Here is a 13,642-nt window from a genome sequence, read left to right on the forward strand (position 1 = left end):
GGGGACTGGTCGGCAGCCCGGCCATCAAGCGCGGGGGTCTTCCACCTTGATGTTGGCGGGGACCCGCTTTTTGCCCAGCACCATGGCGCGGACCAAATCGCTGCGGGTGAGGCGATCGGTCAGGAGTACCACGGCCGCATGGACGCCAACGGCGGCCATCAGGGTGTTGGCGATGATGCCGTGCAGCTCCTCCAGCCACTCCTCGCCCCAGAAGGCATCCCAGGTGGTGAGCCAGCCGGTGACGACGGTCCCGACCAGGGACAGCAGCAGCAACCAGATCATCAGGGAGCCGACCGGATTGTGGCCGAGGTAGTAGGGGTGGCGCCCCTGGGCGAGCTGACGCAGGTAGTAGCGGACCCGGGCAGGGGTTGGCCACCACTGGCCGAAGCGGGCGTAATAGGGGCCGACCAGCCCCCACAGCAGGCGGATGATGAGCAGGATGCCCACCGCGTAGCCAGCATATCTGTGGGGTTTGCTGCCCTCTTCCAGCACGAAGAAGTTGAGCAGGCAGAGGGTGACGGTCGCCCAGTGAAACACCCGGATGAGGGGATCCCAGACTTTCACTTCAGAGGCAGGTGTCATGGCAAGGCTCCATGGTGGGGGCCGGGGGAAGACCGGCCCGGGGCGGCGTTACTCGTCGATCTCTTCTTTCACCTTTTTCAGGTCAGTCGGGTCGAAGTAGATCTCGACCTTGCGCTTCTCCTTGTCCCAGCCGTAGATCTCGTAGCAGCCGGTCTTGGTGGCCTTGAACTTCTTGATGTCGTAGCCCATCGCCTTGATCTGCTGCTGGGCGTCGGCTTCGCTCATCCACTTGCTCTTGTCGGCCTGGGTGCATTGGGGGTCGGCCAGGGCTGCGCCGCTCAACAGGGGGATCAGTAACAACAGGGGGGTCAGTTTCATTGCTTGCTCCTTGCGGGTGGTTGGGTCAACAGTCGCAAGGCTAATCAAGGCGCATTAAGGAAGAATTAAGGGAAAAGGGAAATGAATGGCTCTCCCCGGCAGGGGGCCGGGGAGAGGGTGATCAGCTCAGCTTGCCCCTGACCAGCCACTTGTCCAGCGCATTGGCGAAGCGCTGCTTGTCGGCGGCGTTGAAGGGCGCAGGGCCACCGGTCTGGACGCCGGCAGAGCGCAGCTCCTCCATGAAGTTGCGCATCCCGAGCCGTGCCTGGATGGTCTCCCGGGTGTAGATCTCGCCCCGGGGATTGAGCGCCTCGCCCCCGGCGTCGATGACCCAGGAGGCGAGGGGAATGTCGCCGGTGATCACCAGGTCGCCGGGCTTGACCTGCTGGGCGATGACATGATCTGCCACATCGAAGCCCTTCTCCACCTGCTGGGTCTTGATGAAGGGGGAAGGGGGGACTCTGAGCCCCTGGTTGGCCACTAGCGTGGTCACCACCTGGGCGCGGTGGGCGGCGCGGTAGAGGATCTCCTTGACCGGGATGGGGCAGGCATCGGCATCAACCCAGATGGGCATGGCATGGCTTCCTGTGTCTGGAACGGGTGGCGCATCTTAGCATGGCTGGTGCGGGGCGGCTGCCCCGGGGCTGAGTCGTCCCCGCCTTTGGTGTAAGCTGGGGCCTGCACATGAAATGAGAAGGAGACGAGATGGATCGGGTGCCCGGTGACGTGATTTATGGCCTGACCCTGGACGGCAAGGGGGGCATGACCCCGCTGGCCGAAGGTAGCGAGATCCCCTGTGCCCAGCCCGGCTGGCTGCATTTGGACTACGGCAACCCGGAGTCGGCGCGCTGGCTGCTGCAGACGCCGCTGCTGGGGGAGGCGGCCCGTGAGGCCCTGCTCGGCCAGAGCAATCGTCCCAAGCTGGTGCGGATGGGGGAGACGGTGCTGCTGATCCTGCGCGGCATCAACCACAACAAGGATCACAGGCCTGAAGAGATGGTGGCCCTGCGGATCTTCATCACGCCGGATCTCATCATCAGCAGCCGACGTCGTCCGCTGCTCTCCGAGAAAGATGTGTTCGAGCAGCTGTCGTTGGGGGGCGGTGCCGACACACCCGCCGACTGGCTGGTGGAGATATGCGACGCCCTGACCGACCGGGCCGGGGAGTTCGTCGAGGAGCTGCACGACCAGATCCTGGATCTGGAAGAGATGGTGCTGATGCGCGACCTGCCCGCCAACGGTCGGCTTGCGCGCATCCGCAAGCAGCTCATCATGATCCGTCGCTACCTCTCCCCCCAGCGGGATCTGGTGGCGCGCCTGGCCAACGAGAAGATCAGCTGGCTGGACGAAGATGACAGGCGACGCCTGCTCGACATCGCCGACCGCTTGCGGCGCTGGCTCGACGATCTGGATGCTGGGGTGGCGCGCACCGCCGTGCTGGCGGACGAGATCAACAACCTGATGGCGGAGGCGACCAATCGCCGCGCCTACCAGATGTCGGTGATGGCGCTGCTGTTCCTGCCCGCCAGCTTCCTGACCGGCCTGTTCGGCATCAACCTGGGGGGGATCCCCGGGGCCGAGAGTCCGACCGCCTTCTGGGTGTTTTGTGGCTTCCTGCTGGTGCTGGCGACCGGACTGGCGGTCTGGCTCAAGCACAGGCGCTGGTGGTAAGGAGTGAACATGACGACATGGGAATCTTTTGGCGTGACCCTGCTGCTGTTGCTGGGGCACACCCTGGTGCGCGGCCTCATTCACAAGAGCCTGATGGCCCTTGGCCAGAGCCGGCAGGTGAGCGAGAACCGGGTACTCTACGTGGAGCACGTATTCCACTTCCTGCTGGGCTGCGCCACCCTGCTGATCCTGGCCGGGGTCTGGGGGCTCGACTTCTCCCGGCTGGTGGTGCTCGCCTCCTCCTTCTTCGCGGTACTGGGGGTCGCCATGGTGGCCCAGTGGTCGATCCTCTCCAACATCACCGCCAGCATCACCATCTTCTTCGCCTTCCCCTACAAGATTGGCGATCGCATCCGCATCCTCGACAAGGATGACTCCGTCACCGGCATCATCACCGAGATCGGCCTCTTCTACGTGCGGGTGCGGGATGACAACGGCGATCTGGTCACCTATCCGGCGAACCTTATTCTGCAAAAGCCGGTGAGGCGGCTGGAGGGAAAGGAGGCTGAGTCCACGCAGCCGGAATGAGAAAAGGCTCCCTCGGGAGCCTTTTTCGATGGCTGTTCAGCGTTCGAAGAAGCGGTAGAGGTGCTCGACCTGGACGGGGCAGTCGGCCACCAGGTGGATGTGGTCCCGTGCCTCCTCGGTGGACGAGAAGCTCATGGGGCACCCCAGGGTATCCGTCATCACGTAGAGGTGGCCGTCCTGCCCCCTGAACTCCACGATCCAGCCGGGGGAGACGATGTCGTGCATGATCTCCGCCTCCTTGAACCTGTGCTGCTGGTGAAGCGCGCGCAATTCACTGACTGTCATGACATCCTCCTATGACTCATGGCGCCACCCTCAAGTCTAGTTCTCCTTCCCGGTGGCGCCGTCATCGGATCAGGGCCCCGTCGCCCCCTCACGGGGCGGTTGCAGGGCGATCAGCAGCTCTCCGGGCAGCGGCGTGACAGGGCCGGTGACCACCCTGGGTCTGGCCTTGGCATCCAGCACGAACAGAGGAATGGCGCCGGGATTGGCCTCCTGATACTGGTCCCAGTCGAAGGTGTCGCTCAGGCGGGTCGCCTTGATCTGTCCGCCCCGGCTCAGCAGGCCGCTCAGCCTGGCGAAGTTGATGTCGGCGCCAAACAGGTTCTGGCGGGCACGGAAGGTGGCGCTCTCCCGGTTGGCCTTGCCGTGCTGTTCGCTGGAACGCAGGGAGTGGACCTTCTCCTCCCCGTAGAGGTGGGCGAAGTGCAGCACCCCGAGGGCGTTGTTGTGGCGGCTGGGAGAGAGCGCCAGCACGGTGCTGATGCTGGTGAGGGGCAGGTGCCGTTCGGCGTGCTCCGATTGGGGGTTGCCGAAGTAGCAGGGCAGGCCGCTCATGCGGGCCAGCTTGCAGTGCTCCCAGGCAGGATCGGAGAGCTGCACCGGGATCCCCTGATCCGCCAGCGCCTTGCCGATGGCCCGGGCCACCGAGTTGGCGCCGATGAGCAGCCAGACATTGGGGGCGCTCTGGCGCATGTCGAGCAATCTGGCCAATGGCGTGGCCGTCAGGCTCTGCAGCACCACGGTGAAGATGATGACCGCAAACACCAGGGGCACCAGCTTGTCGGCATCCTCGATGCCGGCCTCGTGCATGCTGATGGCGAAGGAGGCGCTGACCGCCGCCGCCACTATGCCCCGGGGGGCTATCCAGGCGAGCAGGGCGCGGGCGCGCCAGGGCAGGTCCGACCCCCGGGTCGAGACCAGGATGCAGAGCGGGCGGGCCACGAACTGCACCACGCACAGCAGGGCCAGCACCATGGGGCCGAGCTGCCAGAGCTGGGCCAGATCGAGGCGGGCCGCCAGCAGGATGAAGAGGGAGGAGATGAGAATGACGGCGAGATCCTCCTTGAAGGCCAGCACCTCCTCGAGATCCAGCCCCTCCTGGTTGGCGAGCCAGATGCCGAACACGGTCACCGCCAGCAGGCCGGATTCGTGACTGAGCCAGTCAGACAGGGTGAAGGTCACCAGCACCAGCGCCAGTACCCCGAACTTGTGCAGGCTGACCGGCAGCCAGTCCTTGCGGATGAGCAGGGTGGTGAGCCAGCCGGCACCGACCCCGATGAGCGACCCCACTCCCACCGTCTTGGCCAGGGCCAGCAGGGTATGACCGACCAGATCCCCCTGGCTGCCAAGGCGCACCGCCTCGAATACCAGTACCGCGAACAGGGCGCCGATGGGGTCGATGACGATCCCCTCCCAGCGCAGGATCTTGTCTACCTCCCGGACCGGGCGGATCACGTTGAGCATGGGGGCGATCACCGTGGGGCCGGTCACTACCAGCACGGCGCCGAGCACCATGGCGACCCGCCAGTCCAGCCCAAGCAGGAAGTAGCTGGCGGCGCCGATGACGGCAAAGCTGGTCACCATGCCGGTGGAGCAGAGGTTGCGTACCACCTTGCCGATCCCCTTGAGTTCGGTCAGGTGCAGGGTCAGCGCTCCTTCAAACAGGATGATGGCGACCGAGAGGGAGACCAGGGGAAACAGCAGATCCCCCAGCAACTGATCGGGATCGAGCAGACCGGTCACCGGGCCGAGCAAGAGGCCGCTCAGCAGCAGGAACAAAATGGCGGGAACGCGCACGGACCAGGCAAGCCATTGGGCGAGCAGGGAGATGAGGGCTATTCCGGCGAGGGAGAGAGCAATCATGCCAACCTCGTACAGGTGATGGGGTTGGACCTAGTGTAGCGGGGAAGGGGGGCAAGATGACACCCGCCAGGCGTGCAGGGGAGAGCCGCTCAGATCAGATGGGGCTCTCTTTGTGGAGTTCGGTGACGCAATCGGTCACCGCCAGCACCAGGGCGGAGCGCACCATCTGATCGAGCCGGTTGAGCTGCATCTGGTAGAGGGGCCAGTCCTCCTCGTTGGCCGGGGGATCCTGCGGCATCATGCTGCCCTGCTGGATGGCATTCAGGCGTTCGAGCAGATCGCGGACCGGCTTGTCGCTGAAGCGGTAATCCTTGGGGTCGCGTACCAGAAAGTCGCGGATCTTCAGGTATGCCTCGAGATCCTGATAGCGCTCGAGGGAGATGAGGCCGAGGGCGAAGATGAGCTTGAGGCGCACCTCCAGCTGGCCGAGGGGGCCGCTCTGGTTGAGCAGGGGTTCGATGGCGTATTTGACGGCATACTCCTCCTGACGAAAGGCTCGCCGCATCAGGGAGTCGACCGCCTCTTCCAGGATGGTCACGACCTCGAGAAAGAAGCCGCGGGGGCCATCCTGCTCGTTCAGTCGCTCCAGTACTTCATCTTCCTGGTGTGTGGTCATAAGTGCTTCGGGTCCGGCTGACAGGGGGAGAGCAGGCCCTCCCCCGGTTTGTATCGTATGGGGTCCGTCACGGGCGGTGTGACGCCACCCCATCAGGTCACTTCAAGTTGTTGTAACGGGCGACGATGGTGCGTACCACATCGCTGTGCTCATCCAGGCCGGTGACGCGGGCCAGGGTCCGTGCCGGACCGAGTTCCGCCAGCATGGCCTGCAGCTCCACCGCCTGGGGATCGTCCTCATTGCGGTAATGCAGTGCGGCGGCGATGCCCTCCTGCAGGTGATCGCTCGGCAGGCCGTACTCCAGGGTGCCGAGCAGCGGCTTCACCAGCCTGTCCCCCGCCGCCAACTTGCGCAGCGGCTGGCGACCGACCCGGTCAATCTCGTCCACCAGATAGGGGTTGGCGAAGCGGGAGAGGATCTTCTCGATGTAGGCGGCGTGCAGGCGCGGGTCGAAGCCGTAACGTTTCACCAGCACGGCCCCGCTCTCCTCCATGGCGCGGCGCACCTTGCTGCGGATCAGCGGATCCTCGATCGCCTCGCGCACGGTGTGATAGCCCCTGAGCTTGCCGAGGTAGGCGGTGACGATGTGGCCGGTGTTGAGGGTGAACAGCTTGCGCTCGACGAAGGCCATCAGGTTGTCGGTGGGTTCCATGCCCGCCACCTGGGGCAGCTCCCCCTTGAACTGGGTCCGATCGACGATCCACTCGCTGAAGCTCTCCACCGTCACCTCCAGAGGATCGTCGTTCGCCGCGGCGGGCGGAACGATGCGATCCACCGCCGAGTCGACGAAGCCGACGCACTGCTCGAGGGTGGCATGATACGCGACCGGCAGGTACTTGAGTACCTCCTCCTTGAGGTGGCTGGTGCCGCGCACCATGTTCTCGCAGGCAATGACGTTGAGGGGAGTCAGGTTGCCGGCATCGAAGCGGGCCTGCAGCCCCTTGGCCAGGGTGCTGGCAATCTTGTCCAGGATGTTGGGGCCGACCGCCGTGGTGACCAGATCGGCGGTGATGATACGGGCGATCACCTCGTGTCCGGCCGAGCTGACGGCGGCAACGTTGCGCACCACGTCCAGCTTCTGATCCGTGCCCACCACGTGCACCTTGTACTCCTGGCGGTGGTTGAGCTGATCGATCAGGGTCTCGTTGACGTCGGCGAAGGTGACCTGATGGCTGGCGTCAGCCAGCAGTTTGCCGATGAAGCCCCGACCGATGTTGCCGGCACCAAAATGCAATGTTTTCATGATATTAACCTCTACAACCAAAGACGATGACGGATGATTACGCGGCCTGCTCGGCCCCCAGCAGATCCAGGAACTCCTGGGGATCCTGGGTGCTGGCCAGACGGTCGACGAGACCGGGCTCATCCAGTGCATTGGTCAGGCGGGTTATGACCTGTATGTGTTCATCGTTGCGGGCGGCAATGCCGATGACCAGGCGCGCCACTTCATCGGCGCCCTCGCCGAAGGCGACTCCGGCCGGGTACTGGCAGATGACGATGCCGGTACGCTTCACGTGCTCCTTGGCGGCGATGGTGCCGTGGGGCACGGCGATGGATTCGCCGAGGTAGGTGGAGACCAGCTGTTCGCGCTCCAGCATGGCGTCGACGTAGTCCGGTGCCACATAGCCTCGCTCGGCCAGCAGCTTGCCGGCGGTCACGATGGCCGCTTCCTTGCTCTCGGCCTTGAGGCCCAGGTGCACGTCCTGCAGGCTCAGGGTGAAGACTTCCGGCTCCTGCGGCTCGTAGCTGTCGTCGTTGGCCGCAACCAGCAGTTGCGGGTTGGCGACGTCATCGTTGGCCGCGTTGGCCAGGCTGAGGTTCTGCACCAGCTCCTGATAGAGGGCGTTGTCGAGGAAGTTGGTCAGCGAAATGTGCTGTGCATGCGGCGCATGGCGACGGGCACGGTCGGTGAGATCCTTGTGGGTGATGACCAGATCCACCTGATCGTCCAGGTTGTTGATGGCACGGTTGGTGACGCTGATGTCGAGACCGGCGGCCTGCACCCGCTTGCGCAGCATGCCGGCGCCCATGGCGCTGGAGCCCATGCCCGCATCGCAGGCGACGACGATGTTGCGCACTGCGGTCAGCTCGGTTTCCGGCTTCTTGGCGGCGGTGGTCTCGGGCTTGGCACCCTTCATGGCCTTCATCTTGCGGGTGGCTTCACCCAGGGCATCGGCCTCGTCGGCTTCCGGCTGCTGGGCACGGACGAACACGGCGGCGACCAGGAAGGAGACGGTGGCGGAGGCGACGATGGAGAGCAGCACCCCGATGAGGGAGGCTTTCGGCGTCATCAGCAGCACGGCGAAGATGGAGCCCGGGGAGGCGGGGGAGACCAGACCGGCGTTGAACAGGGTCAGGGTGAAGACCCCGGTCATGCCGCCTGCGATCACCGCCAGGATGAGGCGCGGGTTCATCAGCACGTACGGGAAGTAGATCTCGTGGATGCCGCCGAAGAAGTGGATGATGGACGCACCGGCAGCGGACTGCTTGGCGGCGCCACGGCCGAACACCATGTAGGCCAGCAGCACGCCCATGCCCGGGCCCGGGTTCGCTTCGATCAGGAAGAAGATGGAGCGGCCTTGTTCGGTGGCTTGCTGGATCCCGAGCGGCGAGAAGATGCCGTGGTTGATGGCGTTGTTCAGGAACAGGATCTTGGCCGGCTCGACGAAGATGGAGGTCAGCGGCAGCAGGCTGTGGGCGACCAGGAAGTCGACACCACCGGCCAGGGCGCCGGAGAGCACCTTGACGAAGGGACCGATGACGAAGAAGGCGAGAATGGCGAGCAACATGCCGATGATGCCGGCGGAGAAGTTGTTCACCAGCATCTCGAAACCGCTCTTGACGCGACCTTCCATCGCCTTGTCGAAGCGCTTGATGGCCCAGCCACCCAGCGGGCCGACCATCATGGCGCCCATGAACATGGGGATGTCGGTCCCCACGATGACGCCCATGGTGGTGATGGCACCGACCACGGCACCCCGGTCACCCCCGATCAGCTTGCCGCCGGTATAGCCGATGAGCAGCGGCAGCAGGTAGGTGATCATGGGACCGACCAGCTTGGCCAAGGTTTCATTGGGCAGCCAGCCAGTGGGGATGAAGAGGGCGGTGATGAAGCCCCAGGCGATGAAGGCGCCTATGTTGGGCATGACCATATTGGACAGGAAGCGTCCAAAATTCTGTATCTTGACTTTGGTATCCGGTGATAACATGTCGGGACCCCGTTTTAAGCCTGTGTGATTAAAAGTGGTAGTCGGGATGACGAGTTTTGCCGAACTCCCATCCCAGTCGTCTAAGCAACTTCAATCTACCAGCTTGTGATCAAATTAGGCTGAAAACGGGGTGTCTTGTGACCTGGATCTCAAATACCCCGACCTCCCCCCTCCCGACATAGTGATGACGATCACAGTCAGTCGCTGTATTTCGGCTACATTTCGATCTTCTCGCTTCTGGGTGTCATTTTTTTGTGATTGATGTCTCGTTTTGTGGTTTGCGCAAATACGGTGTTAATGTGACTATCGTCACAAAACCAAATTTTGCACTCAAATGAGTCATGGTTTGTCGCCTCGTATTCGCAAGTAATGACGATGGATATGCCTCAGTTCATCGTTAATCACCAATGAATCATTTATTTTGTAACCCACTTTCAGTTTTTCCCCCGAGAGGATCGGTTCCGACAAGGCCTCTTGTGACGCCCGGGTGGCGGATCCTGATCCGCTCCCGTCTCGCTCCTCCCTGCCGGTCGCGACGCAGGCAGGAGCTTGCGAGCGGGTCTCCCATCCCGTCTGCCCGCGGAGCGCAGCCATAAAAAAAGCCCGCAGGATGCGGGCTTTTGCAGGGCAGACAAACAGGGGGATCACTGCGCCTTGGGGGCCTCGTCGGCAGGCGCGGCATCGGCCTCGCTGGCAGGGGCGACCGGCGCCGGACCCGGCACCAGATCCACCGCCGGCTTGGCGATGAGGGAGCGGGTCTCTTCCACCGCCTCGGTCAGCTTCACCTCGATGATCTGGCCGAGCTCGTAGACCACCTCGGTCTTGTCCAGATAGACGCGGCCGTTGTCCCAGTTGCACTCCAGCCGATCCTTGTTGTCCAGGATATGGCGGGCGGGCATGAACACCACGGCGCCGTTCTCCTGCAGGCGCAGCTTGAGGCCGGCGCGCATCACGTCGATGATCTCGGCGTTGAACACCTTGTCGGTGCCCGCATCGGCCTTGAGGTAGCGCACATAGAGCCAGTCGCCGATGTCGCGCTCCACCATGCGGTGCAGGCGGCGGCAGGCGGTCAGGTGCTCGGTCAGCTCCAGGCTGGGGCGCTCACCCGGGGTCTTGCCGGCGATGACCGCCTTGAGCAGGCGATGGTTGACCATGTCGCCGTATTTGCGGATGGGGGAGGTCCAGGTGGCGTAGGCATCCAGACCCAGGCCGTAGTGGGCACCCGGTTCGGCGGACATCAGGGCATAGCTCTGGAAGCGGCGGATCTTGCCGTCCAGCCAGCGGGTGTCCAGGTTGTCTATCCAGCGGCGCAGGGCACAGAAGCCGGACAGGCTGGCGATCTCTTCCTTCTCGAACGGGGCCTCGGCGGTCTTGAGCAGCTCGATGGCGCCGTCCAGGGACTCCTCGTCAAAGCCGGTGTGGACGTTGAAGATGCCGTAGCCGACCTCTTTGCCCAGCACGCGGCCGGCGCAGATGTTGGCGGCGATCATCGACTCTTCCACCATGCGGTTGGCGATGCGGCGCGGCTCCACGTGGATGGCCAGCACTTCGCCGTCTTCACCCAGCTCGAAGTCGTAGTCGGGTCTGTCCGGGAACACCAGGGCGTGCTCGGTGCGCCACTTGATGCGGGCCTCCGTCATCGCCTTCATCAGGGGCAGCTGGGCCAGCACGCCGGCGTCGATATCCAGCGCTTTGCCGTGCTCGGCCCAGTCGGAGACGTCGTCATAGCTGAGACGGGCATGGGAATTGATGCGGGCGGCGAAGAACTCGGTCTCCTCCAGCAGCAGGCCATCCTCGGCGATGAGCAGACGGGCGCACAGGGTGTTGCGCTCCTCGCCCTCTTTCAGGGAGCAGAGCTCGTCGGAGAGGGTGCGCGGGATCATCGGCACGTTGCGTCCCGGCATGTAGACGGTGAAGGCGCGCTGGGCGGCCTCCTTGTCCAGCTCGCTCCCCTCGGCCACATAGGCGGTCGGGTCGGCGATGGCCACCAGCAGCTCCCAGCCGTTCTCCAGCTTGGTGATGGCCAGGGCATCGTCCATATCCTTGGTCTTGGCACCGTCGATGGTGAAGAAGGGAACCTGGGTCAGATCCCGGCGGGGCAGCTCTTCCTCTTCGATCACCTTCCACTCCGGCAGGTCCGCCGGTTCAATCTGGGCCAGGTTGTGGCGCGCCAGCACCACCCACCAGGGCACGTTGTGATCTTCCTGGGTGGCGATGAGCTGGGTGATCTCGGCGGAGAAGTTGCCGTCCACCAGGGCATGGCGCTTGAGGGTGGCAACCACCCAGTCCCCTTCCTTGAAGGACTTCTCGTCCAGACCCTTCTTGGCGCGGGCCTTGATGGCGTCCTTGATGAGGGGGTGGTCGGGCACCACGTTGAGGCGGTCGCGGAACATCTTGACGCGGCCGACGAAGCGGGTGACGGCCTGCTCCAGCAGGGCATCCGGCTCGGCCACCTCTTTCTCTTTTTCAGTGCGGATCAGGGCGCTCACCCGGTCACCGTGCATCACCTTCTTCATGTAGGGAGGCGGCACGAAATAGCTGGTCTTCTCATCGACCTCCAGGAAGCCGAAGCCCCGATCGGAGGCGCGGATCACACCCTCTTTCTTGGGGATGTTTTCGCGGATTTGTTGCTTGAGCTGGGCCAGCAGCGGATTGTCTTGGAACATAAATGGGGAACCTGAGTGGAGACCTGATGGTTAATCGCCCAGCACTATACGTTTTTACCCCCCCAAAGCCAAGGTGAATGGCCCCCTCAACGGGGTTGCAGTGCCCGTCGCCCCTGCTGGATCAGGCGCTGGGATATCTGCTTGTGCAGCCCCCGCTCCAGCACCCAGCGGTGCCAGTAGAGCAGCTCGACCAGGTGGTGATCCGGGTTGAGATCGAGCAGGCGCCCCTCTTCCAGTTGCTGGCGGATCTGCAATTCCGGGATGAGGCAGCAGGCCAGCCCCTGCTCCGCCATGGCGACGAAGGCCTCGGAGGATCGCACCGTGTGGCAGGGGTAGCCACCGGGGGGGAGGGCGAAATGACGGGCCATGTAGCTGATGTGCATGTCGTCGCGCTGATCGAAGGCCACCGCCGGCGCCTTGGCCAGGGCCGCCGCCGTGAGGCCGTTCGGGAAGTGGCGGGCGACGAAGGCGGGGCTGGCGGTGAGCAGATAGCGCATCTCGCCGAGTTCGTCGACGCAGCAGCCCGCCAGCGGCTGGGGTTGCAGGCTGACGGCGCCGAACGCCTGCCCCTCGCGCACCCGGTCCAGGGTGCGGCTCTCGTCATCCACCAGCAGGTTCAGCTCGATGGGGTATTGCTCCAGCAGCGGCGCCAAGGCGGGCAGGAACCAGGTGGCCAGGCTGTCGGCATTGACGGCGATGCTGACCCGGATGGGGGCCCTGGGCTCGTCGGGGGAGAGCTCGTCGGCCAGCTCCAGCTCCAGCTGGCGCACCTGGCGATAGTGGGCCAGCAGCTTCTGGCCGAGCCCAGTGGCCTGCAGCGGCTGGCTGCGGATGATGAGCGGCTCCGCAAACTGCTGCTCCAGCTGCTTGATGCGCTGGGAGATGGCGGACTGGGTGATGTGCAGGCGCTGGGCGGCACGCTCGAAGTTTTGCTCCCGGATCACCGCGTCCAGGGCCAGCAGCAGCTTGTAGTCCAGCGTTTTCATCAGCATTCCTTATGAAAAAAGGGAGTTCAGCAAGAATGCTACTCAAGGGAGCGTCAGAGGACAACCCGACCGCCCCCATGGAGGGGGCCAGTGCCCGGGGCCGCCCCTGTGAGATGTGACAGTAGTTCTGAAATGAGATTCATAAGATACTCACCCGGTCCGTTTTTGCATGGGGTGGAAACGGACCATAGCGAGCGTCTTGAATCCCGGGCCGGTCCCGGGACTTTTTTTGCTCAGATGACGGCGAGCAGAGCATCCCCCGCCGGCCGGTAATGGCCCTGCAGGGGGCGATGGACGGCGCGGTCGAAGCGCTCGTCCAGGTGGAAGCGGATACCGACCCCGCGCACGGCCCCCAGATCCACCGCCTGGCGATGGCCGAGGCGCTCGATGGGCAGGCCGAGGCGACGGAAGATGCGCTCCACCGGCAGGCTGACCACGGCCACCAGCTCGCGGATCCCCTGCTCCCTGGCGAAGGCCAGCACCTCGCGGAAGATGACGCAGGTGAGTTCGCTGATGCCGTTCTCCAGGCGAGGGGCCCGGTCGGCGTCGATGGCGAGGCGGGTCAGCTCCCACACGTCGTTGCCGCGCGGGGGGGCTTCGCCAGCGAGGGCGGTGGGGAAGATGCTGGGCAGCATGTAATCCTGGGCGCAGCTGAGCAGGCGGATGCAGCCGCACAGCCCCTGCTTGTCTTCAATCAGCACCCAGTGGGTGTCGGGCTTGTCGAAGTTGTCCCGCTCCAGGCCACGGCGGGATTCCACGTCCCAACCGAGTCGATCGGAGAAGACGCGGTTGCGAAATCGGTAGAGCTCGTTTTCGACCTCCCATCTGGGGTGTTCTTTCAATTTTCCTTTGAAAACAAGCATTCATGTCTCTCCATTTCATGGTTAGGCGCTATAATCCAAGGCCTTGGCCAGGGGAGGC

The 13,642-nt window shown here is 64.1% G+C and carries 13 protein-coding genes; 2 read left to right on the forward strand and 11 right to left on the reverse strand.

The genetic code is table 11. The annotated features are described in order from the left end of the window. Window positions 1-24 precede the first annotated feature (24 nt). The 3 genes from AB5Y53_RS01255 to AB5Y53_RS01265 all read right to left on the reverse strand — a co-directional run bounded on the left by AB5Y53_RS01255 (window position 25) and on the right by AB5Y53_RS01265 (window position 1,474). Window positions 25-582 carry a cytochrome b/b6 domain-containing protein gene (locus AB5Y53_RS01255; RefSeq protein ID WP_041214375.1) on the reverse strand — a complete coding sequence of 186 codons (558 nt, stop codon included), beginning with the start codon at window positions 580-582 and terminating at the stop codon, window positions 25-27. A gap of 48 nt (window positions 583-630) precedes the next feature. Then, on the reverse strand, window positions 631-900 hold the full coding sequence (locus AB5Y53_RS01260) for a PepSY domain-containing protein (protein ID WP_010672753.1): 270 nt from the start codon (window positions 898-900) through the stop codon (window positions 631-633). Between the two features lie 121 nt (window positions 901-1,021). Further along, the gene (locus AB5Y53_RS01265; protein WP_039039769.1) at window positions 1,022-1,474 is read right to left on the reverse strand and encodes a YaiI/YqxD family protein; all 453 of its coding nucleotides are present in this window, start codon (window positions 1,472-1,474) and stop codon (window positions 1,022-1,024) included. Window positions 1,475-1,605: 131 nt separating this feature from the next. On the opposite strand from AB5Y53_RS01265, the gene zntB reads away from it, so the two are divergent. Together zntB and AB5Y53_RS01275 are read left to right on the forward strand one after the other, a co-directional pair. Next, complete coding sequence (gene zntB / locus AB5Y53_RS01270; RefSeq protein WP_174213885.1) at window positions 1,606-2,571, forward strand: zinc transporter ZntB; 966 nt, start codon at window positions 1,606-1,608, stop codon at window positions 2,569-2,571. 9 nt (window positions 2,572-2,580) lie between these two features. Next, the gene (locus AB5Y53_RS01275) at window positions 2,581-3,099 is read left to right on the forward strand and encodes a mechanosensitive ion channel domain-containing protein (RefSeq protein ID WP_039039767.1); all 519 of its coding nucleotides are present in this window, start codon (window positions 2,581-2,583) and stop codon (window positions 3,097-3,099) included. Window positions 3,100-3,135: 36 nt separating this feature from the next. Here AB5Y53_RS01275 and AB5Y53_RS01280 read toward each other — a convergent pair whose 3' ends face one another. The 8 genes from AB5Y53_RS01280 to AB5Y53_RS01315 all read right to left on the reverse strand — a co-directional run bounded on the left by AB5Y53_RS01280 (window position 3,136) and on the right by AB5Y53_RS01315 (window position 13,584). Next, window positions 3,136-3,384, reverse strand: a complete 249-nt coding sequence (locus AB5Y53_RS01280) for a hypothetical protein (protein ID WP_010672757.1) — start codon at window positions 3,382-3,384, stop codon at window positions 3,136-3,138. A gap of 69 nt (window positions 3,385-3,453) precedes the next feature. Continuing rightward, window positions 3,454-5,244, reverse strand: coding sequence for a sodium:proton antiporter (locus tag AB5Y53_RS01285; RefSeq protein ID WP_041214376.1), 1,791 nt, complete (start codon window positions 5,242-5,244; stop codon window positions 3,454-3,456). A gap of 94 nt (window positions 5,245-5,338) precedes the next feature. Next, window positions 5,339-5,860, reverse strand: coding sequence for an MltR family transcriptional regulator (locus AB5Y53_RS01290; protein ID WP_010672759.1), 522 nt, complete (start codon window positions 5,858-5,860; stop codon window positions 5,339-5,341). Window positions 5,861-5,957: 97 nt separating this feature from the next. After that, window positions 5,958-7,103 carry a mannitol-1-phosphate 5-dehydrogenase gene (locus AB5Y53_RS01295; RefSeq protein WP_042015428.1) on the reverse strand — a complete coding sequence of 382 codons (1,146 nt, stop codon included), beginning with the start codon at window positions 7,101-7,103 and terminating at the stop codon, window positions 5,958-5,960. A 37-nt stretch (window positions 7,104-7,140) separates the two neighbouring features. Then, window positions 7,141-9,069 carry a PTS mannitol transporter subunit IICBA gene (locus tag AB5Y53_RS01300; protein WP_102983736.1) on the reverse strand — a complete coding sequence of 643 codons (1,929 nt, stop codon included), beginning with the start codon at window positions 9,067-9,069 and terminating at the stop codon, window positions 7,141-7,143. A 644-nt stretch (window positions 9,070-9,713) separates the two neighbouring features. Beyond that, on the reverse strand, window positions 9,714-11,735 hold the full coding sequence (locus AB5Y53_RS01305) for an exoribonuclease II (RefSeq protein WP_010672763.1): 2,022 nt from the start codon (window positions 11,733-11,735) through the stop codon (window positions 9,714-9,716). A gap of 86 nt (window positions 11,736-11,821) precedes the next feature. Next, complete coding sequence (locus AB5Y53_RS01310) at window positions 11,822-12,721, reverse strand: LysR family transcriptional regulator ArgP (protein WP_368180998.1); 900 nt, start codon at window positions 12,719-12,721, stop codon at window positions 11,822-11,824. Window positions 12,722-12,954: 233 nt separating this feature from the next. Then, a complete protein-coding gene (locus tag AB5Y53_RS01315; protein WP_029313613.1) occupies window positions 12,955-13,584 on the reverse strand; it encodes an acyl-homoserine-lactone synthase in 630 nt (209 codons plus the stop codon). Between the last annotated feature and the right edge of the window lie 58 nt (window positions 13,585-13,642).

Origin of the sequence: Aeromonas sp. R7-5 (assembly GCF_040908015.1) — a bacterium.
GTDB lineage: Bacteria > Pseudomonadota > Gammaproteobacteria > Enterobacterales > Aeromonadaceae > Aeromonas > Aeromonas caviae.